The sequence below is a fragment of the Nocardia sp. FBN12 genome, assembly GCF_054031145.1.
This window is the reverse complement of record NZ_CM132926.1, coordinates 6757675-6783937: the sequence shown is the minus strand read 5'-3', so window position 1 is coordinate 6783937 and position 26263 is coordinate 6757675. Positions and strand designations below refer to the sequence as shown.

Sequence of the window (26263 nt, the reverse complement as noted above, 5' to 3'; positions counted from 1 at the left end):
AAAGTCGCGAGGGCACCACGCGATCGACGCTCAGCGGCTGTTCGTAATTCGCGTCCAGGCGGCTCGGACCGCGGACCGCGCTATCTCGGCGCTGATCGTCAGCCGAGTCTGGCCGGCCAGTTGTGCGTTCCAGTCGGCCTCGTCCGGTGCTCGATCGAACAACTGCGGGGCAGGCAGCCGGTTGGTCGGGCCGTGCCTGCGGTACAACACTCCCGCAGTGTCGTCGATCGCACCGATGCCGTTCAGCGCCCACAGGTCCCACAGGTCGCGTGATGCGCGCCGGTCATGCCATGTCACGGTCTTTCCCGCGACAAAAGCCGGCAGTGTGGGCACGAGAAGTTCGGACGGTGGCACGTCGGTGTAGCGCTGCTCGAGGTTGCGGAGCTCGGTCGGCCACACCGGTCTACCACGCGCCGACAGCAACTGGATCTTGACCGAAACACCGGACGCGGAGCGAAGGTGGGCGGCACCGGTATCCGGGACAGTGCTCAACGACGGCGCCCACTCCAGCCGACCATAGCTTCGCGCGACCGATCGCGGTAGAGCAGCGTCGAGTTCGGCTGCCAGCACTGTCCGGTTGTCCAAGGCAACCAGATCGATGTCTTCGCTGAGTCTGCCGCTTACCAGATGCGTACGGGCAAGGGCGGTTCCGCCGATGAAGTGCAGCCGCTCGCCGAACCTTCGACTGATTGCCGCCAGTAGATGGGAGATCAGATGGTCGCGTTCGACCTGCTCCGGCGAAACACCGAATTGAACTGCGACACTGTCGCGTTCGTCGATCCTCATGCCCCCACCCAGGTTTGCGCGCGCCGAAGGGCCGCACCCAGGCGCTGATCAGAAGCGAGCTCCGTGAGTCGTGCCGGATCGCTCCGACGGTAGAGGGTCTCGATCGCCGGACGAACCTCCGCCTCGGCATTGCCCAGCTCTGGACGTCGGGCCAGATCGAGCACGGTCTGTTCCGGCGTCGTGACCAGCGCAGGGCCCAGCGGCGTTTCGATACGCTCGGCGTCGAGTGCGTCTGTATCGCGACGAGTAAACCGGACTTGCGCCGAGCGATCGGTCAGTGCGATCGGCCGATGCTGGCGCGGAACAGCGACAATCGCGGTCGCCAGCGCACGCGGCACGGCTCCCAGTACGCGAGCCGCGCTGATTCCCATGACAATGGCCCGATCCGGCCCGTAAATCGAGGTCGCGATACCGGCGGCGACGGCCTCCAGGGCGGGCAGCCAGGTCCGGCCGACATGGTCCGGCGCGACGATCACGTAGTAGCCGTGAGCAACGCGATGCAGCACGCCCCGATCGACGAGCCGCGCCATCTCGGGGCGCGGCTGTGCGTAGATGTCGGCCAAATCCTGCGGCCGAAGGGTTCGAAGGGGCGCCCGCCAGAGTTCGCCGGGCAGCACGGTGCTGCGATGCTCCGCCATCAGCACCACACCTCCTGGTAATAGTATGCATTTAGTTGGCTATTACCCAACTAAATGCATACTACTGGATTGGTGACGGCCGCCCACTCCACCAGTGTCTATGCGTTGCTGTTGTACATGTTGCCGTGGTTCCGGGCTTTCCAGATGAGATGCGGCCTACCGACTGCTCAGTAGTGCTTTGCTGAGAACTGCTCGGATGTGGTCGGGGTCGGCCTCGTGGTCGTTGAGGAGGATGGCGGTGCACAGGCCGTCGGACAAAGCGACGACGGCTTCGATCAGATCGGGATCGTCAGTCTGTGTTCGGGCGAGTTCGGCGACGTTGTCGCGCCAGCGTCGCGCGACTGGTCGTAGGGCTGGTCGGCGTGCCGCGAGGGTCGACAGCTCCCGCTCGGCGAGAGCTCGCTCACGTCCAGGCCCGGCAGATTCGGCGATGAGCTCGGAGAGGCCGCCGAGTGGGTCGTCATCGGTGTCGATGAGCTGACGGATGCGGTGCGTGTATGCCTCCGTGACGCTGGTCAGGGCGGCTATCAACAGATCGTCCATGGTGGCGAAGTAGTAGAGGGTCAGGCTGGTGGTGATCCCGGCTTCCTTGGCGACGGTGCGGTGGGTGACGCCGGTCGCACCGTCGCGGCGGACGATCTCCAGCGTCGCCTCGATGATCTGAGCTCGTCGGCGTCGGCCGCGCAGTTTGCGCCCGTCGACAGTGTCTTGGTCAGTTGACATCGCTTTATCCGTCATCGCTTGCTCCCGGATGTCGAGGCTACCGGCTCGGCCTCATGATCTGCGGCGCCGAGGGGCTGGAGATGCCGCAGCATCACGAAGCAGGCCACAGAAGCGACCGAGATGGCAATACCTGCTGCGAGAGACGCGGCGTTGAGTCCGCTGGTGAACACGGTTCGCGCGTGGTCGAGAGCGTCGGCTGATATCTGGTTCTCCAGGGATGAGGCTCCGGAGAGGCTGTTGCCGTAGGCCTCGGCCGCCGGTGCCGATAGGCCGGAGGGAACCTCGATGCTTCTCCGGTATATCGCGGTGGTGAAGCTTCCCAGGAGCGCGACGCCGATGGCGATGCCGAGCTCTTGCACGGTCTCGGACAGTGCAGCCGCCGATCCTGCCCTTTCCGGTGGTGCCGCACCCACGACGATATCGGTGCCCAGCGCGGCGACGACCCCGAGCCCGAGGTAGACAAGGGTGAATCCAGCGACGACAGCATGCTTGCTGTCGGTTCCGGCCATCGCTAGCAGGGTGTATCCGGCCAGCGACAGCGCCAAAGTGGCCGCCATGACCACTCCCGGTGAGATGCGGCCGGCCACGAGCGGCGCCCCGATGGCCCCGATGAGCATGGCCACCGCGGGCGGGCCCATCCACAGCCCAGCCGTCGTTGGCGAGAGGTCTGCGACGAGCTGCAGGTACTGGGTGACCAGGAACATCACGCCACCGAACCCGACAAGGCCGATCAGCAATACGGACAATGCTGCGGAGAAGGCCCGACTGGTGAACAGCTTCATGTCGAGCAGCGGCTCGGCAAGGCGCAGCTGACGACGGACGAACACGACTGTGGCGCCGCCACCGACAAGGAAGACTCCCACAGCCTGGAGGTCCATGCCGTGGGCGGCGGCATGTTTGATCGCGTAGATGATCGACAGCATCGCCGCCAGCAACAGCCCGACACTGAGCAGGTCGAGCCGACCGGCACGCGTCCGGTGCTCCGGCAGGAGCACCGGTGCGCCGGCCAGCACCAGCAATGCGACCGGGACTGCGATGAGGAAGACCGCGCCCCACCAGAAGGCGGAGCTCAGGACCCCACCCACGACCGGGCCCGCGGCCATCCCCAAAGCGAACATTGTCGCCCAGATCCCGATGGCCAATGCCCGTTGCCGGACGTCGGTGAATGTGGTGCTGATCAGGGAAAGAGTCGAGGGCATCAGGGTTGCCCCGGCCACGCCGAGGAGCGAACGGGCCGCGATCAGCCACAGGGCCGTAGGAGCGAACGCCACCAAGACCGAGGCTGCGGCGAACGCCGTCACGCCGATCATCAGCAACCGGCGGCGTCCGATCCGGTCGCCCAACGTTCCCATCGTGATCAGTAGCCCGGCGATGAAGAAGCCGTAGGCATCCATGATCCACAGCGTCTCGGTCGCGGTCGGATCCAGGTCCACGGCCAAACCCGGGACAACCAGGTAAAGCGCCGTCACATCCAGCCCCAGCAGCATGGTTGGCAACGCCAACAGTGCCAGACCACCCCATTCTCTCCATCCAGCCGACTGTCCCGCGCTCATCTCGCCGCCTCCCAGCATAATTGAACTATCGTACTAGTTGTACCATCGTTCAAGAATAATGACCGCTGCGGTGCCGCCACTCCTCACTTCGCGGTACCAGCCTGATGGATATCGTTCGATTGGTTAACGAACGAGCGGAGCTTCCCCTATCAACCAACGGCCTGGTTTTCAGCCTGCATGGAGAGGAATACTGAAGGTGATGATGAGACGAGCGATAGCAGTTGCGGCAGCGGCAGTTCCGGCGACGTTCATGGTCCCGGCTATCAGTTCCGCACAGCTGCCGATCTGCTCGGCCGAGATGTTGACCGCGACCACCCAGCATGACCCGGCGCCCTCGACCCAGCAGAACTCGCTGCGGATCGTGCTCACCAACACGTCCCAGCAGAGTTGCCTGGTCCAGGGCTATCCGGGCGTCGACCTGGCCGGGCCAGACAACCCCACCTACGGGCCGATCTACTCACTGCCCCGCCAGGAAACCGGTTTCGCCCCCGTGACGGTCGCGCCGGGCGCCGCCGTGAGCAGCGAACTCACCTACCTCTCGGACGGAGCGCACGGGTGGACGCCGACCACGATCGTCCTGACACCGCCCGACACCACCACCCAGTTGCAGGTGCCGTGGCCGCAGGTCGGCAGCGTCTCCCGGCAGGACGGCGCCACCCACCCCGGCACCTTCATCGGTCCACTGCGATCGGCCTGATCACATGAAGAAGGGAACCCCTATGAATCGCCGAATCGGCTTCACCGTGCTGCTCGGTGCCGTGCCCGTCATGATGATGGCCGCGCCGAACGCCGCCGCGGCAGTGACCGGGCTGAGTGTGGAACAGCCGACCGAAGGTCTGCGGACCGGATGCGCCTACACGGTGACGGTCAACGTCGACGCTCCGGTTTCCGAGGCCGGTGAGGTGAGCATCGGCATCAGCGGTGGCTCGGTTCCCGGGAACGGCAAGCGGCTCGGGGTCGCTGTCTATCACCCGGAGAACAGCACCGCGACCTTCGACTGGACACCCGAGTACACCGGTCGGCAAAATCTCGTCGCCCAGCAGTTCAAGCCAGGGCAGTACACCTCCGCGCAGTACGTGACAGTCGACGTCGTCGGGCGCGGTGTGAACACCGGGAGCTCCTGCCTGCCGCTCCCGTAAGACCGCAGACCAGGCCGGCTTCGCCGAAATCCGACGCCTCGCGCGATTAGGCTCGCGACCGTGGGATTGGTGTTCGAGAGCCGGTTATCGGATTCGCCGTGGGTGGAGTCGGTCTGGAGCTGCCGGAGTGAGCAGGTCGCGGAGATGACTTCCGTGGCTACCGAGACCTGGGGATTGGTGTTCTGGGAGCAGCAGGGTGTGCCGCACGCGGCGGTCACCGGGCCGGAGGTCGCGACCGGCACCGCGCCGGTCCCTGAGGGCGCGGACTTCGTCGGCATCCAGTTCGCGGTCGGCACATCATTGCGGGCGGTGACCGCGACGAGCCTGGTCGACAGCGGGATCGTGCTGCCGGATGTGAGCACGCGGGGATTCTGGCTGGACGGCGAACGCTGGGAGACACCGGGCGCCGACGACGCGGAAGCGCTCGTCGAGCGGCTTGTCGGCCAGGGTGTCGTGGTCCGCGATGCCCTGGTCGCCGACACCCTGCGTGGTCTGACGCCCGCGATCACCGAGCGCACACTCGAACGTCGATTTCGGGCGGCAACCGGCCTCACCCAGGGCGCGGTCCGCCAGATCGAGCGTGCGCGTACCGCGGCGCTGTTGCTGAGCGCGGGGGAGGTGCCGGGCGATGTGATCGACAAGCTCGGCTACTACGACGAACCCCATCTCGCCCGCGCGCTGCGCCGGTTCGTCGGCCGGACGGCGCGGCAGCTGCGCGAGGGTAGCGAGGGCGCGATCGCACTGGATATCGGTCAGCGCACGACGTCGTAGACCATTTTCGCGATGCCGTTGGAGTAGGTCGCCGAGTCACGCAGGCGCAGTTGCTGTTTGGGGCGATCGGCCCGGCCGAACAGGCTCTTGCCCGCACCGAGCAGCACCGGGAACACCAGCAGGTTGTAGCGATCGATCAGGTCGACGTCCGAAAGTCGCTGGGCCAGTTCAGCACTGCCGTGGATGTAGATCGGGCCACCGTCGGTCTGCTTGAGCTTCTCGATGTCGGCGGTCGAGCGCAGGATGGTGATCTCGCCCCATCCGTCGATCAACGCATCATCGGTAAGTGTCTCGGAGACAACATATTTGGGCAGATCCTTGTAGGCGGCATGGTCCTCGGAATCACGCCAGATCGGAGCGAACGCCTCGTAGCTGCGACGGCCGAACATCAACGCGGTGGTGTCGGCGAGTTCCTCACCCTTGAGCGAATACGCCTCCGGCACGAACTCGGTCTCCATCACCCATCCGCCACTGCGGTGCCCCTCGGCCTTTCCGCCCGGTGAGTCCACCACGCCGTCGAGCGACATGAATCCCGTGTAAACCAGTTCGCGTGCCATCACAATCCTCCTGAATACGAGCGTCGAAAACTGCCTGCGGTCAGCCTAGGGAACTCGGTCCCACACTGTCTTGGACGAAACCGACACGTGCGATTCATCGGCGGCGGTCACATCAACAGCAAGGTCTTCCCGAGGGCGGTGCGGTTCTCGATCGCACGGTGCGCGTCCGCAGCGTGTTCCATCGGAAAGGTCTGTCCGATCACCGGCCGGACGACCCCGGCAACGGCATGGGCGAACATCTGCTCAGCCCATCGCACCGCATGCGGCCCGAACCCGAACAGCTGCTCGATGCCGAGCACTTCCACGCCTTCGCGCAGCGCTTCAGCGGGATCCACCACGGTGACATCGCCGCTGGAAGCACCGTGGATCGAGAACCGCCCGCCACGCGCTGTCACCCCGAACGCCGACCGCCCGATCCGGCCACCGACACCGTCGAACACCACATCCGCTCCCGCTCCACCGGTCACGTCGAGCACCTGCGCGGCCCAGCCCGGACGGGAGTAGTCGATGGCGGCGTCGGCCCCCAGCTCCCGAATCAGTTCGAGCTTGCGTTCGCCACGGGCGGCCCCGACGACCCGAGCACCCGCCAACCGGGCGAGCTGCACCAACAGGCTGCCGACACCACCGGCCGCCGCCTCGACGAGAACCCAGTCACCGGGGCGGATCCGAGCCTGCTCGACCAGCCCCTGCGCGGTGCTGCCATCACTGTGCAGCGCAATGGCATCCGATAGCTCCACACCGTCCGGCACCGCGAACAGGTCCTCAGCGTCGGCCACCGCGCGCTCGGCGAAGCCACCGGCCTCGGTTCCGGCGACAACCCGCCTCCCGAGCCAAGCCGGGTCCACTCCCGCCCCCACCGAACTCACCGTCCCGGCCACCAAACTGCCTGGCACATAGGGCAACGCGGGCTCGGCATGCCATTTGTCGACGCCCCGCCTGATCTGCGTTTCGACGAACGACATCCCCGCGACCGCCACATCGACCACAACCGAGCCCGCCTCCGCGCTCGGATCAGGCGCCTCCCCCAACACCATCACCTCGGGACCGCCGAACTCCACTACCCGAACGACTCGCATTACCGCCCACTCTCATCCGTGCTCCACTGATGAGACAGACGCTATTTCGTCAACCGTGGTTGAGGTAAAGCCGTCGCCGAGATGTTCGGTGTCAGCTCAGCGCTGACGCCAGCTCAGGGGGCCGGGGAGGTCGACGCTGTTCTTGCGGGTGCGGGAGTTCCAGGACCATGGGCCGATCTTGATGCCCCAGGACGACAGGCCCGATTGGGTGAAATTGAACTTCAGCGGTCCGAAGGATTTGCGCTGACGGAACTTGATGGGCATGAACAGCCTCCCTGATCACCACCAGGATAGCCGATCCGGTTATCTCCCACCGGTTTCCACAGGCGCCCCGGCCGCGCGGCCCGCGTCCGAGCTCCTGCGGTGGGCGATGGCGAACATGGTGAGGCCGGCGGTGGTCGCCAGGATTACGGCGAGGGTCAGCAGGATCAGGGGGACAGAGGCCATGGCGTCGGTTCGGCCCGCGCCGCTGCGACGGATCAGCAGGGCGGCGATCAGGGGACCGATCATTCCCAGTGCGACGGCGATCAACAGCAATCCGCCGGTGATCAATTCGACGGGACCGAGTCTGGCGTCGACCGACGACCGCACGGGCCTGACACTTACCGACATGACCTCCCCTTTCGCTGGTATCTGAAAGGTACCGCGCCGAGCGGAATAAACCGGCACCATGAGACCCGAACGTCGCGGAACCTGACATCAGCAAACGATTAGCGACCGAAAATGTCAGTCGGGTGCGATCGGCGGTGCTATTCGGCCGCGCGTCGCTCGGCGCGCGTGCGTGCCCGGTCGTGGGCCTCGCGCAGCAACTCGCGGACCGTCGCTTCGGTGGCGGCCCCCGGGTTCACCACCGCGAGCCAGTTCGCGGCAGCGTAGAGGGGGTGGGCGACGACGGTGTCCTCGATGCTCGCGTCGGTCGGGGCGGCCGCTTCGTCGAAAGTCGTTTTGCTCGCGGCGATGTTGACGCGGAAGCTGCCGGGGCGGTTCAGGTCGGATGTCTCGTCGCCGGGGTAATCCTTGATCACGATGGTGGCGAAGGGCTGACCTGCGGGGACGACGCCGTCGGGGGCGTAGTAGAAGAAGCTGTCACCCCAGCTGATCTCGGGAGCGTCGCTCCCTTCGGTCGGCCGCAGCACCAGCACGCCGCCGAGGGCGGTCACGTAGTCGGTGATTTCGTCGATCGTCATCCTTCGAGCGTCTCATCCCGAGACGACCGGCGCAGGCGCAGGGTCAGCGAGCGCCGACCAGTTCGCGGGCATCCAACGCGGCGATGGCATCGCTTGCCGAGGATGCCGGGTCCACCGTGTAGACCACCAGCAGCTGATCCTCGTCGCCGGGCAATGCCAATGTCTCGTAACCGAATTCGATCCGGCCGACCACGGGATGCTGAATCAGCCTGGTGCCGTGCGGATCGCCCGCCGGGGGCTGAATCGACCAAATGCGGTGGAACACCGGGTTACCCGCGGTGAGCTCGTCGATCAGGGCCGTCAGCCTGCGATCGCGCGGACAGCGGGTGACCTGGCGACGCAGGTAGGCGGCGGTTTCCGCGGCGACCGGTTCCCAGTCGGGATAGAAGACGCCCGCGTTTGGGTGCAGGACCGTGAAACGAGCCAGATTGCAGCCGGCAGTGAACCCGAACACCTTGTCGCCCATGGCATTCCAGGCCAGAACTTCCATGTGGCGGCCGAGCACGAACGCGGGCGTGGTGATCGAGTCGAGCAGTAGCCGGGTGCCGGGGCGAATCATCGGCGCGTAGTTGTAGTCGGGGTCGGCGGGGCGCACCAGCGTGTAGAAGTGGTCGCGTTCGGCGGCGTCGAGACGCAGGGCACGGGCGACGGAGTCGAGCACCGAATCGGGGAAGTTCTCACCACGCCCCCGCTCGAGGCGGGTATAGATATCCACACTCATCCCGGCCAGCTGGGCCACTTCCTCGCGGCGCAATCCGACCATCCTGCGACGACCGTATTCGCTCAGTCCGACGGCGGCGGGTTGGATGCGAGCGCGCCGGGTGCGAAGGAACTCGCCGAGAGCGGGTGACGACATGGCAGCCAGCGTAGAAGGTATAGCCCGCCCCCCTTGCATCGCACCGTGCGAAGGGTTCTGTTCGGCCGGTTAACAACGTGCGTCGGGGCGGCGAAATACCAGGTACAACACAGTCGAGGGAGGCGTCCTATGTTGCTTCGATCCACACTCACCGTCGCGTCCGGTGCCGCGCTGACCGCCGGGTTCCTGGCCGGGGGAACGGCCGCGGCCCAGTCGGGAATCGGCGATTACACGCCGGTCGACCCCTTCGACTACCACCTTCCCGACTACGAGAACCCCGGCAGCGTCTTCTTCACCACCCCCGACGGGCGGCACTGCGCCATCTACTGGAACAACGGCCCGGCCGGATGCGACGCCGTCTCGCTCGACGCGCCCGCGGGCACCGACCAGCTCCGGGTCGCGATCCTGGAAGCAGCGCATTTCGTCGACGCCGACCGCCCCGGCTTCACCCACCCGGCCGCGAAGGTGCTGCCCGAGGGGCACCGGGTCACCTCGGGGAACACCACCTGCGGCGTGGGCTACCAGGGCACGGTCAGCTGCGAGGTCGGGGCGCACGGCTTCACCCTGTCGGCCGTCTACAGCGTGCTGCGCTGACGCGTTGTCAACAGCTCGATCAGCGCGGTGATGCTCTGCGCGCCGCGTCCGTCGGCGACCGCACGGCTCAGCAGCTCGTGCATCGGCGCGTGCCAGGACAGGTCGACACCGGTTTCGGCGCCGAGCCGCTCGTCGTCTGTCACGGCGGCGTGGAAAAGCTCGACCGACGAACCCAGCCGGGTGTAGTCCCTGTCGTCGATCTCGCCCGCCAGGACCGGCAGCAGCGACTCGATCATCTGCAACCACTTCACCGAATGCGGCACCATCGACGATGCGGGCAGTCCGCGCGAGGCCAGGACCGCCGCGCCTTCCAGGAAACCGAGCAGCGCCGGGAGCAGGGTCGCGCCGACGGCGGATTCGTAGAGCGCGGCCAGGTCTGGCTCGGCACCGAGGAATTCGAGGTCCCCGCCGAGCACGCCCAGCGTGGCGGTGTGGGTGTCGAAGACATCGCGGTCACCACCGAAATACAACAGCGTGTCCGGATTGCCCACTGCCGCAGGCACATTCTTGATCGCACCACCCAGGAACCGCGCGCCCTCGCCGTTGGCGTACCGGGCGAATTCCCGTGCCTGGGCGGGTGTTCCGCTGTTGAGGGTGATGAGGTCCCGACCCGTCAGCCCCTCGGCGCCGCGCAGGCTGTCGCGGGTGGCGTCGAAGGTGGTGAGGCAGGAGATGATCACCGGGCTCGCGGTGATGGCATCGGCGATGTCGCGGTGCGCGGTCGCGCCCGCGGCCACCAGCGCGGCCGTTCGGTCGTGGCTGCGGTTCCAGATCTGGGTGCGGTAACCCGCGCCGAGAAAGGCGCCTGCCAGCGCGCTGCCCATCGACCCGGTGCCGAGCACCGTCACCGATTCCTTGATCATCCCGGCTCCTGTCCTCGTGGGCGATCCGACGATCGCTATGGACCGAGTGTCGGTTCGCCGCTCCGCCGCCGACAAGTACGCACTTTTGCCATCCCCTGCGCACGGGCGGGTAAGTGACCAGGTCACCGATATCGGGGCCGGGGTCGCTGTGCCAGGTGTCACCGTCGAGGCCGGCCGATTTATGACCCATGCCAAGGCGCGGACGAGGATGACCAACACTGGCGCGGCGCAGTCGTAGAGTTTGGGTATGTCGAAGGCCGAGATGACCGAGTTGGTGCAGCACAGCGTCGAGGAGGCGCTGCTCGGCGGGCCGCGGCGGTATACGCGCACGCAGGTGGCCGAGCAGTCGGGGGTGCCGGAGGCGCAGTCGCGGCGGTTGTGGACCGCGCTGGGGTTTCCGGCCAACGAGGACGCCGAGGTCGACTACACCCAGATCGATGTCACCGCCGTCACCAACTTTCGGAGCATGAAAGTCGTTGCCGCGTCCGATATTCGACAGCAGGCAGCGGCGGCACGGACGATCGGCCAGGGCATGGCGCGGCTGGCTGAGTGGCAGGCCGATCTGGTGCTGGCCGAGATCACGGCGCGCGTCGCGGCGGGCGACCCCGCTGTTGCCCTGGAGGAACGGGTCAGGGCCGCAACGGAATCCACCATGGCGAGCATCGATCAGTTGCAGTCGTATGTGTGGCGCAGGCATCTGGCGGCCGCGGTCGCTCGGTCCAGCGATGCCCAAGGCGGCGGTTCGATGCGAACGCTGGCGGTGGGATTCGCCGATATGGTCGGCTTCACCCGGCTCACCAGGCACCTGCACCCTGACGAATTGTCCACGCTGCTAGAGGCTTTCGAGTCCACCACCACCTCGGCGATCACCGACAACGGCGGCTGGGTGATCAAGAATGTCGGCGACGAGGTGATGTTCGCCGCCGAGACCGCCGAGGACGCCGCGTTCATCGCGCTGGCCATCCAGGAGTCGACCATGCTCGTCGGCGGCACCCCGGAGCTGCGCGTCGCCTTCGCCTACGGCGAGGTGTTGCAACGCTTCGGCGACCTCTACGGCTCGGTCGTCAATATCGCCGCCCGGCTCACCGGTGTGGCCAGGCCCGGCAATGTTCTCATCGACGACGCGGCCGCCGATGCCCTCGGCGAACATCCCGATTTCGCCATCCGCCATCTGCGCAGCGTCCGCGTCCGCGGGTTCAATCGCCTGCGCCCCCATCGCCTGCGGCAGGCATGAGCCGCCGGGTGACAACACCATTATCTAGGGTGTTGTAGTGGACTTGGATTGGCGCAGCGTGCGCGAGGATTACACCGTGTTCGCCGATGACGCGGTGCTCGCGTTGAACAAGCCGTCGGGAATCTCGGTGACCGGCGAGCGGCACGACACCGACCTGGTGGAGTTGGCGCAGGCGGCGGGGACGCAGTTGTATCCGGTGCACCGGATCGACAAGGTCACCTCCGGGCTGGTGCTGCTGGCTACCGATCTGGCCGCGCACGGACCGTTGACCAGGCAGTTCAACAATCAGACCGCGCGCAAGGTGTATCTGGCGATCGTGTCGGGCGCCGACCTGCCCGATCAAGGCGAGCTCGATCTGGCCTTGAGTGTGGGGCGCAAGAATCGGGTGCGCATCGCGGCGCCGCGGGAGGCGATCCAGCGCGAGGGCGATCGATGGTTCGTCGACGAGGCCGATCTGCTGCCCGCGAAGAACTATCCGTCGCGGACCTTGTTCAGCACCGTCGCCCGGCACGGCGAGCACGCGCTGCTCGCGCTGCGGCCGGTGACCGGGCGGCGTCATCAGATTCGCGTGCAGCTGGCCTGGATCGGCCACCCGATCCTGGGCGACCCACTGTTCGACCGCACCGCCGCGCTCCCCCGCACCCACCTGCACTCCTGGAAACTCGGCCTCAACGCCGCCTGGCTGACCCCACCGCGGCTCGACCTCGAGGCCACCCCAGGACCTGATTTCTGGGAACCGCTCACCCGTGACCCGGACGAAGGCGCGCGACTTCTGCACACCGCGGCACAGCTGATTTCCGGCTGACCGCGCTTACCTTCTCGGCATCCACTCGGGTGCGCGACCGAGAATTCGCAAGATGCGAGCCAGCGTCGCCGTCGTGTCCGTGACCTCGAGCGCGGGACCGAACGCGGCGCCGGGGCGAAGGCGAGCCGTGCCGGTGGGGACCGCTTCGGCGATCCGCAGGGCAGCGGGGGCCAGGTCGGCGTCCACTGCGATCGCACCGCCTACCGATCGGGCGACGTCCCAGGCATGAACGACGCTGTCGATGAGATGGAAGCCGAGCGCGGTCGCGGCGGGGAACTCGCCCGGTGGGATTTCGGGGAGCAGCACGGTGCGGGCCTCGCAGGTAGCGAAGGCTTCGACCACATCATGGGCGGACCGGACGTAGTCACCGATCGGATCGACGGCAGGGTGCACCGTCCACACCGCCGGGTCGTTCGCACCGCGAGCGGCGGCGGCGAAACCGCGATTCTGGGTACCCATATGGTCCAGCAGAGCGCGCAAATCCCAACCAGCACAGGGTGTTTCGATCGATAGCGAGGCATCGGAGGCCGCCTCGACAGCGTCGATACTCAGTCGCACCGCCCGCTCGTGCCTGGCCAGCTCTTCCGCCGCAATAGTACGCATACGCCGACCGTACGCTCATGCTTACAATCTGCCAAGGATTATCGACCGACCCGCCCGGCGGTAGATTTCGACCATGCCGAAAGCGACCCGCCCGGATCTCGCGGCCATGCTCGTCCCCCTCGGCCGTGCGCTCACCGAGGCGGAGCTGCCCGTCCTCGACCGGCACGGGCTCACCATGTGGGCCTACGTGGTGCTGCTCGGACTCGACGAACAGCCCGTCCATACCCAGGCCGCGCTCGCCAAGGCGATCCGGGCGGACAAGACCCGGATCATCCCCGTCCTCGACGATCTCCAGCAGCGCGGCCTGATCCTGCGCGAGCCCGATCCGGCCGACCGGCGCGTCAACCTGATCCGGCTCACCGCCGACGGCGCCGACCTACGCGACCGCGCCCAGCACGACATCCAGCAGCAGGAGCAGCGACTACTGGCCGACCTGCCCGCCGCCGATCGCCGCACCTTCCTCCGCGTACTACAACTGCTCGCCGACCGCACCGGATCCACGAGATCGCAGCGGTGACGAGTGACACAGACCACGGCTTGGGTTTCGGCCCGTGGTACGGCTCATGCAGACGAATAAACGCAGGTCATCTAGCCTGGAGAGGTGCCGATGAGTCATACCGGCGCACTCTGACGCAACGGAGCGATCCCAGAGAAGAAAGCGACTGCCGATGATCCTGGCGGCTCAGCTCAGCGATACCCACTTCGACCACAGCGCGCGCAACACCGAACGGGTGGAGGCGGTGATGGGCTATTTGGCGGAGCTGCCGCGCAGGCCCGACGTCATCCTCGTGACCGGCGACATCACCGATTCCGGCACGCCGGAACAGTACGCGCAAGCACGAACGGCCCTGCGGGCCGCGGAAATCCCCGTGTACCTACTGCCCGGCAACCATGACGACCGCGTGAACTTCCGTACCGCGCTGCTCGGCGAGCCCGCCGCGACGACTCCCATCAACAATGTCTACCGGGTCGGCGAGCTCACGGTCGTCATGCTCGATTCGAGTATCCCCGGCCAACCGGCGGGTCTGCTGGGCGAGGACACCTTCGACTGGCTGCGCGCCACGCTCGCCGAGGCGCCCGACGGGCCGATTCTGGTTGCCCTGCACCACCCACCCAAGCGGGTGTTCAGTCCCGTCGTCGATGTCATCGCGCTGGCCGACCCCGGCCGGCTGGCTGCCGTGGTCGCGGGCGACCCACGCATCGTCGGCATCCTCACCGGCCACGCCCACTCCCCCATCGCGACGACCTTCGCGGGCAAACCCATGATCAGCTGTCCCAGTACCGCTTCCGTTCTCGGCGGCGAATGGGAGGTGACGCCGCCGGACCGCGTCATGGACTACGCCCCCGACCCGGCCATCGCACTGCACGTGATCGACGAAAGCTTCGGGCTCACCACGCATTTCCGCTCGGTGGCGATGGGTGGCTGGCTGGCCCAGCCGCCCGTCTGATCGCCGGTGCCGCCGCGGCCCGCAGCAACTCCATCGTCCGGGTGACGACCGGGCTGTAGGACTCGGCGTCCTTGATGTGCGCGCAGATCGTGCGGCGCGGGGTCGGGTTGGTCAGCTCGAGCGCGCAGGCGCCGGGCGGCAGGTCCGTGGCGCCGAGACGCGGGACGACGGTGATGCCGACTCCCCGCGCCACGAATCGGAGCGCGGACGGGTAGTCGGTGGTTTCCACGACGAACCGCGGGGTGAAACCCGCTGCGGCGCAAGCGTTCAGCATGGCCTGCCGGCAGGGGCCGTGGCTGGTGTCGTTGTCGATCCAGCGGTACTGCTCCAGTTCGGCGACATCGACGGTGGTGCGTGCCGCGAGTTCGTGGTCGGCGGGGACCACCGCGACGTAGGGCTCGGTCATCAGGTCGTGGTGGGTGTAGCCGGCGACCTGGGCCGGTTTGCCGAGCCGGACCGTCAGGGCGATGTCGGGGCGGTTGTCCGACACCGCGGCCAGCTCGTCGACGATCCGCAGGCGAACCCTGGTGTCGGGGAACTCGTCGGTGAGGGTGGCGACCACGTCGGGCATCCAGTTGGTGCCCGCCGAGCTGAACGAGTTGATCGTGATCCGGGCGGCCTTGCCCGCGCGCAGGTCCGACACTGTCGACCCGAGCGCGGTCAACTCGTCGAGCACCTTCGCGGCCTCACCCGCGATCACTCGTCCCGCCGGGGTCGGCTCCACGCCACGGCCCACCCGCTCCAGTAGCCGCAAGCCGGTTTCGCGCTGGAGCGCGGCGAGGTGCTGGGAGATCGCCGACGGCGAGTAGCCGAGCGTCGATGCCGCCGCGGCCACCGAGCCCGTCGCGACCACGGCGCGGAAGATCATCAGGCGATGGGTGTCGATCATGCGAGTTCCTCAATTCAGTCTTACTGAATATTAGATGGCTGATAACCGCTTGTGCTTACTCCTCGACAGGGCCACCGTAGAGGAATGAAGTCACGCCTGCCCGCGCTCGCTCTCGTTGCCGTGATGCTGACCTGGGCATCGTCGTTCGTGATCATCCGCGGCATCGCGCCGTACGTCTCGCCCGCCGCGATGGCGTCGGGGCGGATCCTCGTCGGCGCGATCGTGTTGGGCGTGGTGCTCGCGGTCCGTGGTGGGCCGATGCCGCGCGGCCTGGCGCTGTGGCTGACGCTGGCGTACGGCGCGCTGTGGTTCGGGCTGTACACGGTGCTGGTGAACGCCGCCGAGCATCATCTCGACGCGGGCACCACGGCGCTGCTGGTGAATATCGCGCCCATCGTGGTGGCGGTGCTGGCCGGGTTGTTCCTGAACGAGGGCTTCCCGCCGCTGCTCGTCGTGGGGATCGCGGTCAGCTTCAGCGGTGCGGCGATCATCGCGTTCACCGGCCCCGGGCAGCGCGATCGCATCGGCGTACTGCTCGCGGTAGCCGCCGCGCTGCTCTACGGCGTGAGCGTGGTGGCACAGAAACTCGTGCTGCGCACGACCGATCCGGTGACCACGACGGCGTTGGGCGCGATCGCCGGAGCAGTCGTCCTGCTGCCGTGGGCGCCGCGGATGGCACACGAACTGGCCGAGGCGCCGCTGTCAGCCACCGTCGGCATCGTCTACATGGGCCTCGTCCCGACGGGCTTGGCCTTCCTCCTCTGGGCCTACGCCCTGTCGCACACCCCCGCAGGCGTCACCGCCTCCTCGAGCTACGCCGTCCCCGCCCTGGCCATCCTCATGTCCTGGATCTTCCTCGCGGAAATCCCGACGCCAACCGCCCTCCTCGGCGGCATCCTGTGCCTGACCGGCGTTGCCATAGCCCGCCTGAACCCGACCATGTTCCACCGCACACCCGTAAATCCCGAGCCCGCCATGACCGCACTCCCGACCCCCACCCGCGACCGATAGGGAGCGGCGGCCACCAACTGACCGGTCGCGGCCGGGTCGCCGGTACACAACCTCCACATCAGCCCCACACCCCCACTCCCAACCCCCTGGCAGACTGGACACGTGAGAGACAAGCCCGTGGACCTGCCCAGCGGTCCCCTGCGCCCGATCGAACTCGCAAGCGGCGCGGTGATGGCTGGGCTCACGGTCGGCCTCATCACCGTCGGCTCCCTGGTCCCCATGGCCGCCGCACTACAACTCGTCGCGGCAGTCCCGCTCGGCCTGCTCGCCCAGCGGTATCGAGCGCGCGCGCTGGTTACCGCCACTATCGCGGCGACGCTGGTCACCTTCGTAGCCGCGGGCGTCATGCCCGCGCTCGGCGTGATGGGCGCGGCCACCGTGGCGGGAATCATCGGAACGGTGAAACGCCGAGGCGGCGGGCTTCCCGCGGTGCTCGCCATCGGGATCGTCGCCTCGGCGGGCTGGGGTGTGTTCACCGTCGGCGGCCTCGTGGTCTTCGCGCGAACTCGTGAGCTGTTCTTCGAGGCGTTCCGAAATATCGCGAAGGGCATCGACGAACAGACCGCGAAAGTACCCGGGCTGGAACCAGTGGGCAGGATGGCCGCCGAGGCGGTCGAGGTGATCCTGCAGTGGTGGTGGATCTACATCGGCGCCACGGTGGCGCTCGGCGTGCTGGTCAGCACAGTGATCTCCTGGTTCGTGCTCGGCGCGGTACTCGATCGGCTGGCCTGGTTGCCGGGCAGCGACCGCCTCGACGCCCCGCTCGACGATCGCCCGGTCGGACCACTACCGGTATCCCTGCACGGCGTCGGCTACCGCTACGAGGGCACGAAGATCGACGCGCTCGCCGACATCGACCTCACCATCCGCCAGGGCGAATTCGTCGCCGTCGTCGGCCACAACGGCTCCGGCAAATCGACCCTGACCCGGGTCCTGGCAGGCAGACCACCGACCACGGGTGCGGTGGATCGTCCGGGTTCGGCGGGCTTGGGTGCCATCGGCGGAACCGCGCTGGTCCTGCAACGCCCCGAGAGCCAGACCCTCGGCGTCTCGGTCGCCGACGACGTGGTGTGGGGTCTGGCGGCGGAGTCGGCCGCCGAGGTCGACGTCGACGCCCTGCTCACCGAGGTCGGCCTGGCCGACATGGGCGCCCGCGAAACCGCCACCCTCTCCGGCGGCCAGCAACAGCGCCTCGCCGTGGCCGCCGCCCTCGCCCGCCGCCCGGCCTTGCTCATCGCCGACGAAGCCACCTCCATGATCGACCCCGACGGCCGCCGCGAACTCGTCGCCCTGCTGGCCGAACTCCCCCGCAGGCACGGCACCGCCGTCGTCCTCGTCACCCACCACGAAGCCGACGCGACCGCCGCCGACCGGGTGATCCACCTGGCCAACGGCCGCACCGTCGACCATCTCGCGAGCTGGCCGCACCCCGCCCGCGACCAGCGCCGCAGGCCGATGGGCGCCCCCGTCCTCGAACTCGCCGACGTGCGCCACACCTACAACCGCGGCACGCCGTGGGAGGCACCCGCCCTGCACGGCGTCGACCTCTCGGTCCGCAAGGGCGAGGCGCTGCTGATCGTCGGCGGCAACGGCTCCGGCAAATCGACGCTCGCCTGGATCATCGCGGGACTGATCGCGCCGAGCTCGGGCCGCTGCGAACTGCGCGGCACCGCGGTCGACAAGCAGGTCGGCGGAGTCGCGCTGGCTTTCCAGCATTCCCGGTTGCAACTACAGAAGCAGACCGTCGGCGCCGAGATCGCCGACTGGGGCGGGCGGGCGACCGGTTCCGGCGCGGTCGGGCAGGCGCTGGACGCGGTGGGGCTGGATCGCCGCCTCGCCGCCCGCTCGGTCGAGGAGCTCAGCGGCGGGCAGGCCAAGCGGGTAGTCCTCGCCGCCATGGTGGCCAGTCATCCGCAGGTGGTCGTCCTGGACGAACCGCTGGCGGGCCTCGATCCGCAGGGTCGCGCCGAGATCGTGGAACTGCTTGCCCGGCTGCGGGATTCGGGGCTGACGCTGATCATCATCTCCCACGATGTCGCCGAGATGTCCATGGTCTGCGACCGCACAGTGCACCTGGACGCGGGTGTGGTGGTCTCCGCGGACGGGCACGCGATCCCCCGCCCCGAGCACGCTCGCGAGAAGCCGTCGTTCGCACCGGGGCTCCCACTGGGGCGCCGGAGTGACGAGGGCGCGACGGCGAACCTACGCGTCGGCCCGGCGACCCATCCCAGCGCACCGAAAGGCACGACCCGATGAGCACCGTGCTGCTGCGTGAAGTACCGGTCGACAGCGTCGTGCACCGCCTGTGGGCCGGCACGAAGATGATCGCCGCGTTCCTGCTCAGCCTGCTGCTGATGTTCCTGCCGTCGTGGCCGGTCCTCGGCATCATCACGGCCTTCCTGGTCGCGATCTGGGTGCTCGCGCGGCTGCCGTTCGGCGCTGTCCCCCGGCTGCCGTGGTGGTTCTGGGGGCTTGTCGTGCTCGGCGGCCTGATCAACGCGCCGATCGGGATGAAAGCGGTGCTCGGCTACCTCCAGATCTTCGTGTTCGGACTGGTGTTGGTGGTGGCCTCGTTCCTGATCGCGTTCACCACCCCGATGGGCGAGATCGCCCCCGCTCTCGCGAAACTCGGTGCGCCGCTGCGCAAGTTGCGCCTTCCGGTCGACGAGTGGGCGGTCGTCGTCGCACTGACCCTGCGCGGGCTGCCGCTGCTGTTCGACGAGATCCGGGTGCTGCGCGCCGCGCGCAAACTGCGCCCGAAGGACGGCCTACTGCACCGTGCCGCCGACAATCCGCTCATCGACATCCTCACCGCGTGCATGGCGGTGTCGTCGCGACGCGCGGGCGAACTGGGCGAGGCGATCACCGCGCGTGGGGGCACCGGAATGCTGACGGCACACCCGAGCTCACCGCATCGTCGCGACGCGATCGCACTGGCGGTCGTGGTCGCGGTCTGCGCCGGCGCGGTGGTGCTGAGCAACGTCCTCGGCTGAATCCGGGCGCTCGACCTGTGCGGCGGGTCCGCGTGGGCACCGGCCACATCCTGAAGCAGATAGCAATACCCGGAATTCACTGTCCCGAAACCCTATGGCGGGCTATTGTTCGTCACAGAAATCGAGCTAGGCAGCTTCTCGCGCCGGTTACGAACTCTCGGGGGAAGTCACCACCACGGCGCATGTTCGGGCACGTCACACCTGATGAACTCCAGATGGGAAATGTTCATATGATCATCCGCAAAATCGCCGCGGCCGCCATTCCCGTGCTCGCGGCAGCACTGGTGGGTACCGGCGTGGCCGGCGCCGATCCGGTAACGCCGAATGTCGAGTATCGCACCGAGCTCGTCGGCAACACCGTCATCACCACCCTCACCCACGGCACCTTCGTGGTCACCGGCGGCGCCGTCGACATCCGCGACGAGGCGGGCGCGACCCTGGTCTCGCTGCCCCTCTCGGTCCGCGACGGCAGCTTCGAATACCCACTGCCGCACACCGTTCGCGAGGACAGCCGGGTGCTCGAGTTGACCGCGGTCAAGGATGTCGCGGCGGCACGGCCCAACCTGACGCCGGTCGCCTCGCCCGCGGAAAACTATGCGGCGCAAGCGAACTTCGCCTCCACCTTCGGCCTTGCCACCGCCGTCGGTAGCTTCGTCGGCATGGCCATCGGCGCCGTCATCGGGCTCGTGGTCGGCGCGGCGGCGGGTGGAGTTGGCGCGGTTCCCGGTCTCATCACCGGCGCCACCGTCGGCGGGATCATCGGCACCCTGGTCGCGGGCGGGCCGACGCTGATCATCGCGGGCATGGATCTGATCAACACGTGGAACGCGCCCGCGGGCACCACCCAGTGGGCCGCGAAATAGCCTGCGACACAGCGTGACCGACCGAGCCGCACCGGCACCTACGGGGATGCCGGTGCGGCTCGTCTCGACTGTCTGACCGCGAACCTCAGCGATGCGGCCGCACGCAGCCGCCCACGATGGTCGACACACCCGATCAGTTCGACGATACTGGCGCCGGTGCGACAAGGAAACGGACTCGACATACCCGATACCCTCGATGATCTGTGCGCGCCCGACCGGATGGCGCTGATCGTCTACGACATGCAAGTCGGTGTCCTCGGTCAATTGCCCGACGGGCAGGAGATCACCGAACGCGTCGTGCGGGTGGTCGAAGCGGCCCGCCGCGGCGGCTATCCGGTGATCTTCCTACGGCACTTCTTCCCGCCGCGGCGACTGACCGGCGTGTACGGGATGCGGCTGCTGATGAGCTGGCAGAACGCCGAATCCGTCGACGACGTGGCCTTCATCCTGCAACGCGATACGCCAGCGTTCGAGCTGGTACCGGAGCTGGTGCCGCGCGCGGACGAGCTGGTCTTCGACAAGATGTCGATGTCGGCGTTCGAGGGGACGCCACTGGCCACCCTGCTGCGCGATCTGCGGATCGGCTCCTACGCCATCGCCGGTGTCGCGCTCGAGATCGGGATCGCGCCGACCGTCAGCCATTCGACCGATCTGGGTTTCGTGCCCGTGGTGATCAGTGATGCCTGCGGCGGTCGCGACAAGGAAGCGATGGCGCGGGCCTACGCCGACTTCGCGTTCCAGGGCAACGCGCTGGTCACCGATGCCGACACGATCTCCGGCCTGATGACCGACAGCTGACAACCGGCAATCTTTCAGCACTGGATTTTCGGCCGCCTCGGATCCGAGGCACGAGACGGAACGCCGGATGCGCAGTACCGTGCCTCGGATTCGAGGCAATCAGAGCCGAAAATCCCGCGGCGCCAGCCGCAGAAAAGACTCAGCGCAGGGCGTTCTTGGCTGCGTCCTGTGCGGAGTCGACCTGGCCGCTGAACTTGCCGCCGGTCTTCTCGTCGACCACGTCACCGGCCTTGTCGATGACGCTGTCGACCTTGTCCGCATGCTGGGCAGCCAGGTCCATCGCCTTGCCCGCCAGGTTCTTGAAATCCACCGCGCACTCCTCGTTGATTCGACACCGGGTCTAGCGCGATTACCGTAGCAACATCGCAGCTTTCACGGTGCGCATCATCGTGGCTTACTCGTCACACCGTCCCATACGGGGTGCCAGAGCCGTCCGGTATCGGTCCACGCCTGGAAGCGGACCGTGCCGGTGAGTTCGGGGGTGACCCATTGCGCGTCGCGGCGTTCGTCGGCGGTTAGCTCATTGGTGAACGGTGACGTGTCGCGGTGGAGCTTCTGCAATTCGGCGGCGATCCGGCGGGACTGTTCCTCCCCGAAGCCGGTACCCACCCGGCCGACGTAGATGAGGCCGTCCTCGTGCGGCATCCCCAGCAGCAACGACTTGAACTGGCGTTTGTCGCTGCGCCGCCACCCGCCGACCACCACTTCACGCATTCGCCAATTGCGTTGTTTGAGCCAGGTCTGACTGCGCTTGCCCGGCTGATACACCGAACCAAGCCGCTTGGCGACCACCCCTTCCTGCCCCTGATCACGACTGACCTTCATCGCCTCGGCGCCCGAACCATCCAGCAGCGCACTGACATTCATCGACGGCGACAGCCTGCCCAGCGCTTCGAGCACCGTGCGGCGGTCGGTGTACTTCTTGCGCAGCAGGGAGGTGCCGTCGAGGTAGAGCACGTCGAAGGCGACGAAGACCGCGCGGGCCGAATCCGCTTGCAGCGCTGAGATATCCGAGAGTCCGGCGTCGTCGAGAACTACCGCCTCGCCGTCCAGTATCACCCGGTGCCCGGTCAGTTCCTCGCCGAGCACGGCCAGGCGCGGATATCGGTCGGTCACCGTGTTGCCCGCGCGGCTGCGGACCGTGACTGTGCCGTCATCGATCTCGACGATCACCCGGAAGCCGTCCCACTTGGTTTCGAAGGCCCAATCCGCGGCGGTCAGCGATTCGACCTCGCCCGCGGTGGCCAGCATGGGCGCGAGCCCGCGCGGGAAGCTGCTGTCCGCCATGGGCTCTCGGCGGGACTGGTCGCGCATGAAGTGCATCAGCCACTGGTCGCCCTTGGTCTGGATGAAGGCATAGCGGCCGGATACGCGCTCTCCCTCGAGTTCCACGATCACCTCGTCGGAGCGCCACTTCTCGGTGACATAGGTGCCCGAATCCCAGATCGTCATCTCCCCCGCGCCGTATTCGCCCTTCGGAATGCTGCCGTGGAAGTGCAGGTACTCGAGGGGGTGATCCTCGGTGCGCACCGCGAGGCGGTTGTGTTTCGGCTCGGTCGGTGGCCCCTTCGGCACCGCCCAGGAGGCCAGGACGCCGTCGTGCTCGAGGCGCACATCCCAGTGCAGGCGGCGGGCGTGATGCTCCTGGATGACGAATCGGTTGCCCGGGCCCGGTTCCGGCGTGGCCTCGGGGACGGGCTCGGGCGTGCGCTGCGGGTCGCGCATGCTGCGGTACTTGGTGAGGGAGTCAGGGCGGGCGGGCAGCGGCGGGTCGAGTTCGGCGAGCAGGTCGCCGTCGGCCTTCCAGCGAGCGAGCACCTCGTCGAAACGTAACTGGCGCAACGTATCCGAGTCTTCGATCTCGGACCAGGCGCGTGGGGCGGCCGCGTTCGGTTCGGCGCGACCGCGCAGCGAGTAGGGGGCGATGGTGGTCTTGGCGGCGTTGTTCTGGCTCCAGTCCAGGAACACCTTGCCTTTGCGGGCCGACTTCGCCATCGTCGCCGTCACCAGATCCGGGTGCAGCGCTTCGAGATTGGTGGCGACCTGCTTGGCGACGGTGGACGCGCCACGTGAACTCACCGGCCGATCCAGCGGTACGTAGACGTGAATCCCCTTGCTACCACTGGTAACCGGGAACGCCCGCATACCGATCTCGGCGACCAGCTCGCGCACGGCGAGTGCGACCCGGGCGCATTCGGCCAGTCCGGCACCGGGACCCGGGTCGAGATCGAACACGATCCTGGTGGCCGGGCCGCGCTCGGCACCGTCGAAACGCCATTGCGGCACATGGATTTCCAGCGCCGCCTGCTGCCCGAGCCAGGCCAGCCCGGCCTCGGAATCGATCACCGGGTACACCACACGGCGGCTGGAATGCTCGATCGCGGCGCGGTGGATCCACGCGGGCGCGTGCTCAGGGAGGTTCTTCTCGAAGAAGTCGGAGTGGTCGACCCCGTTCGGCCACCGTTTCCTGGTGACCGGCCGACCGACGAGGTGGGGCAGCGCGGCCTCGGTGATCGCCGAATAGTAGGCGATCACCTCGCCTTTCGTGGTGCCGGTCTGCGGGTACAGCACCTTGTCGAGGTTGCTGAGCTCAACCTCGATGTCCGGTTCACCCGGCGCGGCTCGAAATTCCCGGCGGACCATCGACGCGATCCGGCGGCGGGGACCGTCTGCCGGTCCCCGCGCACCGAATCAGGCCTTGGGTCCCGGATCTGTCGGAGCGGGGCCGCCGGGGGCAGTACCGGGACCTGCCTGCGGGGGCACGACCTTCTTGGCCGCGTCCTTGCCCTTCTCGATCTTGTCGCTGTACTTGCCCTTGGTCTTGTCATCGATGAAGGTGCCGGCCTTGTCGACCGCCTCATTGATCTTGTCGGCGTTCTGTTCGACCGTTTCCTTGCCCTTACCGAGCAAGCCCTTCAAGGTATCCACGAGACTCATCTGCCGATGTTCCTTTCGCGAGGAGGGTCACTCCACATCTTCCCACCACGAATCCCGTGGTGGGAGGTCATTCGGAACCACCCGCTGGCCCGGCTTGGGCACTACCACTGGAGTACCCGCGTCCCCGGCCGCCGACACCAGGCGCCGGACGGGTTCGGACCAGCCGTGGAAGGCCAGGTTGAAGGTGGCCCAGTGGATCGGGACCAGCAGGCCGTATCCGGCGTCGCCGAGGCACAGGTCGGCGTGGGCGCGCACCGCCTCTTCGGGATTCATGTGCACATCGGTCCAGCGCTCGTCGTAGGCGCCGATGGGCAGCAACGTGAGGTCGAAGGGGCCGAGCACCGCGCCCGCCTGGGCGAACGCCTTCGTGTAGCCGGTGTCGCCACCGAAGTAGACCCGCTTGGCCGGGCCCGACAGCGCCCACGACGCCCACAGCGTGGTGTTGCGGACCAGGCCGCGGCCGGAGAAGTGCCTGGCCTCGGCGCAGGTGATGGTGAGGCCGCGGTCGCCGGTGTCGTGGCCGAGCGAGACCGAGCCGCCCCAATCGAGTTCGATGATCCGGTACTCGGGCACACCCCACTGCCGCAGGTGCGCGCCGATGCCGGTGGGCACGACGAACGGCGCGAGCTGGGTGCGGACGAGCTCGTCGACGGTGGCTTTGTCGAGGTGGTCGTAGTGATCGTGGGAAATGATCACGGCGTCGACTTTGGGCACCTGCGACAGCTCGCCGGGGACCGGGTGCAGCCGGGCCGGACCGACGACCGGGGACGGGGAGACCCGTTCGCTCCACACCGGGTCGGCCAGCACTCGGTAGCCGTCGAGTTCCACCAGTGCGCTGGCGTGTCCGTACCAGGTGACCGCGAGGTCGGCGGCCTGCTCGGGAGCTGCCGGGGTAACCAGCGGGACGGGTTTGGCCGGGCGGCCGACGCGTCCTTTGGTGAGGCCCGACCAGAGCAGTGACGGCGCCGCACCGGCGGCGAGCATCGAGCTCGGCTCGGTGTTGTGGAACCGGCCGTCGCGGTAGGAGGACTTGCCGATCGCGGTCGGCGCGATGGCCGACGGGCCGGCGCCGATCGAGGTGGGCAGCCCCCACACCGCGCGCGCCATCCAGGCGAGACCGAGCGTGCTCGCCACCGAACCGGCCAGGCGTGTGATCCGCATCAGCGCCCCACGAACTTCGCTGGACGCTTCTCCTGCCGGGCCAGGCGGCCCTCTTTGGCGTCGTCGCTGCTCCACGCGGCGGCCAGCGCGGCCTCCTGCTGCGCGCTCGCCGGGGCGCCGGTGCCGTCGTCGTTGAGCATCAGTTTCATGGCCTGCAGCGACAGCGGCGCCAGCGCGGCGATGGTCTTGGCCCAGTCCTTCGCATCGGCGAGGGTGCCGAGCTTGTTGGCGAAGCCGTAGGCGTAAGCGTCTGCGGCGGAGACGGATTCGGCGCCGAGCAGGATGGTGCGCGCCGGGCCGCCGCCGATCAGGGCCGCCAGCCGCGACACCGTCCAGCGATCGACGGAGATCCCGAGCTTGGCCGCGGGCACCGCGATGTAGGCATCGGGCTCGATCACCCGCAAGTCCGAGGCCAGCGCCAGTTGCACACCCGCGCCGAGCGCGCCGCCGTTGATCGCCGAGATCACCGGCACCGGAACGGATTCGATGGTGTGCAGCATGTCGAGCAGGCCGTTCAGGAACGACTCGGAGTACACCCCCGACAGGTCGGCGCCCGCGCTGAAGATCGGCCCTCGGCCGGTGAGCACGATGGCGCGCGCACCTTGGGCCACCGCGTCGAGGACCGCGGCGCGCAATTGCCCGACCAGGTCCTCGTTGAGCGCGTTGCGCCGTTCCTCGCGCTGCAATTCGATGGTGATCACGTCACCATCGCGGGTCACGCCGAGCATGCGTCCTCCCCAGAATCGCCAGATTTCGTGGATGTTCACACTCTGCCACA

The 26263-nt window shown here is 67.7% G+C and carries 31 protein-coding genes; 13 read left to right on the top strand and 18 right to left on the bottom strand.

All coding sequences use genetic code 11. The features are described 5' to 3' along the window. Nucleotides 1-30: 30 nt before the first annotated feature. The 4 genes from ACWZHB_RS32055 to ACWZHB_RS32040 all read right to left on the bottom strand — a co-directional run bounded on the left by ACWZHB_RS32055 (nucleotide 31) and on the right by ACWZHB_RS32040 (nucleotide 3700). Nucleotides 31-786 carry a nucleotidyl transferase AbiEii/AbiGii toxin family protein gene (locus tag ACWZHB_RS32055; protein WP_427905454.1) on the bottom strand — a complete coding sequence of 252 codons (756 nt, stop codon included), beginning with the start codon at nucleotides 784-786 and terminating at the stop codon, nucleotides 31-33. Then, nucleotides 783-1424, bottom strand: a complete 642-nt coding sequence (locus ACWZHB_RS32050) for a type IV toxin-antitoxin system AbiEi family antitoxin domain-containing protein (RefSeq protein WP_427909369.1) — start codon at nucleotides 1422-1424, stop codon at nucleotides 783-785. Before ACWZHB_RS32050 ends, ACWZHB_RS32055 begins: the two co-directional genes overlap by 4 nt. A 156-nt stretch (nucleotides 1425-1580) precedes the next feature. Further along, on the bottom strand, nucleotides 1581-2147 hold the full coding sequence (locus ACWZHB_RS32045; RefSeq protein ID WP_427905453.1) for a TetR/AcrR family transcriptional regulator: 567 nt from the start codon (nucleotides 2145-2147) through the stop codon (nucleotides 1581-1583). A gap of 11 nt (nucleotides 2148-2158) precedes the next feature. After that, nucleotides 2159-3700 (bottom strand): MFS transporter, encoded by a 1542-nt coding sequence (locus ACWZHB_RS32040; RefSeq protein ID WP_427905452.1) that lies wholly within the window; start codon nucleotides 3698-3700, stop codon nucleotides 2159-2161. Between the two features lie 199 nt (nucleotides 3701-3899). Here ACWZHB_RS32040 and ACWZHB_RS32035 point away from each other — a divergent pair, with 199 nt between their 5' ends. From ACWZHB_RS32035 to ACWZHB_RS32025, 3 genes are all read left to right on the top strand, one after another. Further along, nucleotides 3900-4397, top strand: coding sequence for a DUF4232 domain-containing protein (locus tag ACWZHB_RS32035; protein ID WP_427905451.1), 498 nt, complete (start codon nucleotides 3900-3902; stop codon nucleotides 4395-4397). A gap of 22 nt (nucleotides 4398-4419) precedes the next feature. Continuing rightward, nucleotides 4420-4839: a hypothetical protein gene (locus ACWZHB_RS32030; RefSeq protein ID WP_427905450.1), complete on the top strand. Its 420-nt coding sequence runs from the start codon at nucleotides 4420-4422 to the stop codon at nucleotides 4837-4839. A gap of 144 nt (nucleotides 4840-4983) precedes the next feature. Beyond that, on the top strand, nucleotides 4984-5610 hold the full coding sequence (locus ACWZHB_RS32025) for a helix-turn-helix domain-containing protein (RefSeq protein ID WP_427905449.1): 627 nt from the start codon (nucleotides 4984-4986) through the stop codon (nucleotides 5608-5610). On the opposite strand, the gene ACWZHB_RS32020 is transcribed toward ACWZHB_RS32025, so the two are convergent. The 6 genes from ACWZHB_RS32020 to ACWZHB_RS31995 all read right to left on the bottom strand — a co-directional run bounded on the left by ACWZHB_RS32020 (nucleotide 5592) and on the right by ACWZHB_RS31995 (nucleotide 9286). Beyond that, complete coding sequence (locus ACWZHB_RS32020; protein WP_427905448.1) at nucleotides 5592-6167, bottom strand: dihydrofolate reductase family protein; 576 nt, start codon at nucleotides 6165-6167, stop codon at nucleotides 5592-5594. The genes ACWZHB_RS32025 and ACWZHB_RS32020 overlap by 19 nt on opposite strands. 107 nt (nucleotides 6168-6274) lie before the next feature. After that, nucleotides 6275-7243, bottom strand: a complete 969-nt coding sequence (locus ACWZHB_RS32015) for a zinc-binding dehydrogenase (RefSeq protein WP_427905447.1) — start codon at nucleotides 7241-7243, stop codon at nucleotides 6275-6277. Nucleotides 7244-7339: 96 nt separating this feature from the next. Next, a complete protein-coding gene (locus ACWZHB_RS32010; RefSeq protein WP_084472559.1) occupies nucleotides 7340-7507 on the bottom strand; it encodes a DUF4236 domain-containing protein in 168 nt (55 codons plus the stop codon). A gap of 39 nt (nucleotides 7508-7546) precedes the next feature. Continuing rightward, nucleotides 7547-7855: a hypothetical protein gene (locus ACWZHB_RS32005; RefSeq protein WP_427905446.1), complete on the bottom strand. Its 309-nt coding sequence runs from the start codon at nucleotides 7853-7855 to the stop codon at nucleotides 7547-7549. 137 nt (nucleotides 7856-7992) lie between these two features. Further along, the gene (locus tag ACWZHB_RS32000) at nucleotides 7993-8430 is read right to left on the bottom strand and encodes a DUF6194 family protein (protein WP_427905445.1); all 438 of its coding nucleotides are present in this window, start codon (nucleotides 8428-8430) and stop codon (nucleotides 7993-7995) included. 43 nt (nucleotides 8431-8473) lie between these two features. Continuing rightward, nucleotides 8474-9286 carry a helix-turn-helix transcriptional regulator gene (locus tag ACWZHB_RS31995; protein ID WP_427905444.1) on the bottom strand — a complete coding sequence of 271 codons (813 nt, stop codon included), beginning with the start codon at nucleotides 9284-9286 and terminating at the stop codon, nucleotides 8474-8476. 129 nt (nucleotides 9287-9415) lie between these two features. Between ACWZHB_RS31995 and ACWZHB_RS31990 the strand changes: the two genes are divergently transcribed. Further along, entirely contained in the window at nucleotides 9416-9880 is a 465-nt protein-coding gene (locus tag ACWZHB_RS31990; RefSeq protein ID WP_427905443.1) for a hypothetical protein, read from the top strand. Here ACWZHB_RS31990 and ACWZHB_RS31985 read toward each other — a convergent pair. Next, entirely contained in the window at nucleotides 9862-10743 is an 882-nt protein-coding gene (locus tag ACWZHB_RS31985) for an NAD(P)-dependent oxidoreductase (protein WP_427905442.1), read from the bottom strand. The two genes, ACWZHB_RS31990 and ACWZHB_RS31985, sit on opposite strands and share 19 nt — an antisense overlap. A gap of 247 nt (nucleotides 10744-10990) precedes the next feature. Between ACWZHB_RS31985 and ACWZHB_RS31980 the strand changes: the two genes are divergently transcribed. Both ACWZHB_RS31980 and ACWZHB_RS31975 read left to right on the top strand, forming a co-directional pair. Continuing rightward, nucleotides 10991-11977, top strand: coding sequence for an adenylate/guanylate cyclase domain-containing protein (locus tag ACWZHB_RS31980; RefSeq protein WP_427905441.1), 987 nt, complete (start codon nucleotides 10991-10993; stop codon nucleotides 11975-11977). A gap of 37 nt (nucleotides 11978-12014) precedes the next feature. Further along, a complete protein-coding gene (locus tag ACWZHB_RS31975; protein WP_427905440.1) occupies nucleotides 12015-12782 on the top strand; it encodes an RluA family pseudouridine synthase in 768 nt (255 codons plus the stop codon). A gap of 6 nt (nucleotides 12783-12788) precedes the next feature. Here ACWZHB_RS31975 and ACWZHB_RS31970 read toward each other — a convergent pair whose 3' ends face one another. Then, a complete protein-coding gene (locus tag ACWZHB_RS31970; RefSeq protein WP_427905439.1) occupies nucleotides 12789-13385 on the bottom strand; it encodes a TIGR03086 family metal-binding protein in 597 nt (198 codons plus the stop codon). Nucleotides 13386-13458: 73 nt separating this feature from the next. On the opposite strand from ACWZHB_RS31970, the gene ACWZHB_RS31965 reads away from it, so the two are divergent. Next, complete coding sequence (locus ACWZHB_RS31965; protein ID WP_427905438.1) at nucleotides 13459-13902, top strand: MarR family winged helix-turn-helix transcriptional regulator; 444 nt, start codon at nucleotides 13459-13461, stop codon at nucleotides 13900-13902. A 151-nt stretch (nucleotides 13903-14053) separates the two neighbouring features. After that, the gene (locus ACWZHB_RS31960) at nucleotides 14054-14833 is read left to right on the top strand and encodes a phosphodiesterase (RefSeq protein ID WP_427905437.1); all 780 of its coding nucleotides are present in this window, start codon (nucleotides 14054-14056) and stop codon (nucleotides 14831-14833) included. Here ACWZHB_RS31960 and ACWZHB_RS31955 read toward each other — a convergent pair. After that, entirely contained in the window at nucleotides 14775-15722 is a 948-nt protein-coding gene (locus tag ACWZHB_RS31955; RefSeq protein ID WP_427905436.1) for a LysR family transcriptional regulator, read from the bottom strand. The two genes, ACWZHB_RS31960 and ACWZHB_RS31955, sit on opposite strands and share 59 nt — an antisense overlap. Before the next feature lie 84 nt (nucleotides 15723-15806). Between ACWZHB_RS31955 and ACWZHB_RS31950 the strand changes: the two genes are divergently transcribed. The 5 genes from ACWZHB_RS31950 to ACWZHB_RS31930 all read left to right on the top strand — a co-directional run bounded on the left by ACWZHB_RS31950 (nucleotide 15807) and on the right by ACWZHB_RS31930 (nucleotide 21387). Beyond that, the gene (locus ACWZHB_RS31950; protein WP_427905435.1) at nucleotides 15807-16733 is read left to right on the top strand and encodes a DMT family transporter; all 927 of its coding nucleotides are present in this window, start codon (nucleotides 15807-15809) and stop codon (nucleotides 16731-16733) included. Nucleotides 16734-16835: 102 nt separating this feature from the next. After that, nucleotides 16836-18989 (top strand): ABC transporter ATP-binding protein, encoded by a 2154-nt coding sequence (locus ACWZHB_RS31945; RefSeq protein WP_427905434.1) that lies wholly within the window; start codon nucleotides 16836-16838, stop codon nucleotides 18987-18989. Beyond that, a complete protein-coding gene (locus ACWZHB_RS31940) occupies nucleotides 18986-19726 on the top strand; it encodes an energy-coupling factor transporter transmembrane component T family protein (protein ID WP_427905433.1) in 741 nt (246 codons plus the stop codon). The genes ACWZHB_RS31945 and ACWZHB_RS31940 overlap by 4 nt, the downstream gene beginning before the upstream one ends. A gap of 215 nt (nucleotides 19727-19941) precedes the next feature. Beyond that, nucleotides 19942-20589 carry an ammonium transporter gene (locus ACWZHB_RS31935; RefSeq protein ID WP_427905432.1) on the top strand — a complete coding sequence of 216 codons (648 nt, stop codon included), beginning with the start codon at nucleotides 19942-19944 and terminating at the stop codon, nucleotides 20587-20589. A gap of 156 nt (nucleotides 20590-20745) precedes the next feature. Beyond that, entirely contained in the window at nucleotides 20746-21387 is a 642-nt protein-coding gene (locus tag ACWZHB_RS31930) for a cysteine hydrolase family protein (RefSeq protein ID WP_427905431.1), read from the top strand. 139 nt (nucleotides 21388-21526) lie between these two features. On the opposite strand, the gene ACWZHB_RS31925 is transcribed toward ACWZHB_RS31930, so the two are convergent. The 5 genes from ACWZHB_RS31925 to ACWZHB_RS31905 all read right to left on the bottom strand — a co-directional run bounded on the left by ACWZHB_RS31925 (nucleotide 21527) and on the right by ACWZHB_RS31905 (nucleotide 26213). Continuing rightward, a complete protein-coding gene (locus tag ACWZHB_RS31925; protein WP_427905430.1) occupies nucleotides 21527-21697 on the bottom strand; it encodes an antitoxin in 171 nt (56 codons plus the stop codon). 74 nt (nucleotides 21698-21771) lie between these two features. Beyond that, a complete protein-coding gene (locus ACWZHB_RS31920) occupies nucleotides 21772-24030 on the bottom strand; it encodes an ATP-dependent DNA ligase (RefSeq protein ID WP_427905429.1) in 2259 nt (752 codons plus the stop codon). A 48-nt stretch (nucleotides 24031-24078) separates the two neighbouring features. After that, nucleotides 24079-24324 carry an antitoxin gene (locus ACWZHB_RS31915; RefSeq protein WP_427905428.1) on the bottom strand — a complete coding sequence of 82 codons (246 nt, stop codon included), beginning with the start codon at nucleotides 24322-24324 and terminating at the stop codon, nucleotides 24079-24081. Between the two features lie 27 nt (nucleotides 24325-24351). Next, nucleotides 24352-25485, bottom strand: coding sequence for an MBL fold metallo-hydrolase (locus ACWZHB_RS31910; RefSeq protein ID WP_427905427.1), 1134 nt, complete (start codon nucleotides 25483-25485; stop codon nucleotides 24352-24354). Continuing rightward, on the bottom strand, nucleotides 25485-26213 hold the full coding sequence (locus ACWZHB_RS31905; RefSeq protein WP_427905426.1) for an enoyl-CoA hydratase: 729 nt from the start codon (nucleotides 26211-26213) through the stop codon (nucleotides 25485-25487). Before ACWZHB_RS31905 ends, ACWZHB_RS31910 begins: the two co-directional genes overlap by 1 nt. Between the last annotated feature and the right edge of the window lie 50 nt (nucleotides 26214-26263).

Coding starts and splice junctions, on each gene's coding strand:
- ACWZHB_RS32040 (WP_427905452.1), bottom strand. CDS start 3,700: ATGAGCGCGGGACAGTCGGCTGGATGGAGAGAATGGGGTGGTCTGGCA.
- ACWZHB_RS31955 (WP_427905436.1), bottom strand. CDS start 15,722: ATGATCGACACCCATCGCCTGATGATCTTCCGCGCCGTGGTCGCGACG.
- ACWZHB_RS32020 (WP_427905448.1), bottom strand. CDS start 6,167: ATGGCACGCGAACTGGTTTACACGGGATTCATGTCGCTCGACGGCGTG.
- ACWZHB_RS32025 (WP_427905449.1), top strand. CDS start 4,984: ATGACTTCCGTGGCTACCGAGACCTGGGGATTGGTGTTCTGGGAGCAG.
- ACWZHB_RS32055 (WP_427905454.1), bottom strand. CDS start 786: ATGAGGATCGACGAACGCGACAGTGTCGCAGTTCAATTCGGTGTTTCG.
- ACWZHB_RS31940 (WP_427905433.1), top strand. CDS start 18,986: ATGAGCACCGTGCTGCTGCGTGAAGTACCGGTCGACAGCGTCGTGCAC.
- ACWZHB_RS32005 (WP_427905446.1), bottom strand. CDS start 7,855: ATGTCGGTAAGTGTCAGGCCCGTGCGGTCGTCGGTCGACGCCAGACTC.
- ACWZHB_RS31950 (WP_427905435.1), top strand. CDS start 15,807: ATGAAGTCACGCCTGCCCGCGCTCGCTCTCGTTGCCGTGATGCTGACC.
- ACWZHB_RS31990 (WP_427905443.1), top strand. CDS start 9,416: ATGTTGCTTCGATCCACACTCACCGTCGCGTCCGGTGCCGCGCTGACC.
- ACWZHB_RS31960 (WP_427905437.1), top strand. CDS start 14,054: ATGATCCTGGCGGCTCAGCTCAGCGATACCCACTTCGACCACAGCGCG.
- ACWZHB_RS32015 (WP_427905447.1), bottom strand. CDS start 7,243: ATGCGAGTCGTTCGGGTAGTGGAGTTCGGCGGTCCCGAGGTGATGGTG.
- ACWZHB_RS32050 (WP_427909369.1), bottom strand. CDS start 1,424: ATGGCGGAGCATCGCAGCACCGTGCTGCCCGGCGAACTCTGGCGGGCG.
- ACWZHB_RS31970 (WP_427905439.1), bottom strand. CDS start 13,385: ATGCGTACTATTGCGGCGGAAGAGCTGGCCAGGCACGAGCGGGCGGTG.
- ACWZHB_RS31965 (WP_427905438.1), top strand. CDS start 13,459: ATGCCGAAAGCGACCCGCCCGGATCTCGCGGCCATGCTCGTCCCCCTC.
- ACWZHB_RS31910 (WP_427905427.1), bottom strand. CDS start 25,485: ATGCGGATCACACGCCTGGCCGGTTCGGTGGCGAGCACGCTCGGTCTC.
- ACWZHB_RS32010 (WP_084472559.1), bottom strand. CDS start 7,507: ATGCCCATCAAGTTCCGTCAGCGCAAATCCTTCGGACCGCTGAAGTTC.
- ACWZHB_RS31985 (WP_427905442.1), bottom strand. CDS start 10,743: ATGATCAAGGAATCGGTGACGGTGCTCGGCACCGGGTCGATGGGCAGC.
- ACWZHB_RS31980 (WP_427905441.1), top strand. CDS start 10,991: ATGTCGAAGGCCGAGATGACCGAGTTGGTGCAGCACAGCGTCGAGGAG.
- ACWZHB_RS32000 (WP_427905445.1), bottom strand. CDS start 8,430: ATGACGATCGACGAAATCACCGACTACGTGACCGCCCTCGGCGGCGTG.
- ACWZHB_RS31905 (WP_427905426.1), bottom strand. CDS start 26,213: ATGCTCGGCGTGACCCGCGATGGTGACGTGATCACCATCGAATTGCAG.
- ACWZHB_RS31935 (WP_427905432.1), top strand. CDS start 19,942: ATGGGAAATGTTCATATGATCATCCGCAAAATCGCCGCGGCCGCCATT.
- ACWZHB_RS32045 (WP_427905453.1), bottom strand. CDS start 2,147: ATGTCAACTGACCAAGACACTGTCGACGGGCGCAAACTGCGCGGCCGA.
- ACWZHB_RS31915 (WP_427905428.1), bottom strand. CDS start 24,324: ATGAGTCTCGTGGATACCTTGAAGGGCTTGCTCGGTAAGGGCAAGGAA.
- ACWZHB_RS31920 (WP_427905429.1), bottom strand. CDS start 24,030: ATGGTCCGCCGGGAATTTCGAGCCGCGCCGGGTGAACCGGACATCGAG.
- ACWZHB_RS32030 (WP_427905450.1), top strand. CDS start 4,420: ATGAATCGCCGAATCGGCTTCACCGTGCTGCTCGGTGCCGTGCCCGTC.
- ACWZHB_RS31995 (WP_427905444.1), bottom strand. CDS start 9,286: ATGTCGTCACCCGCTCTCGGCGAGTTCCTTCGCACCCGGCGCGCTCGC.
- ACWZHB_RS32035 (WP_427905451.1), top strand. CDS start 3,900: ATGATGAGACGAGCGATAGCAGTTGCGGCAGCGGCAGTTCCGGCGACG.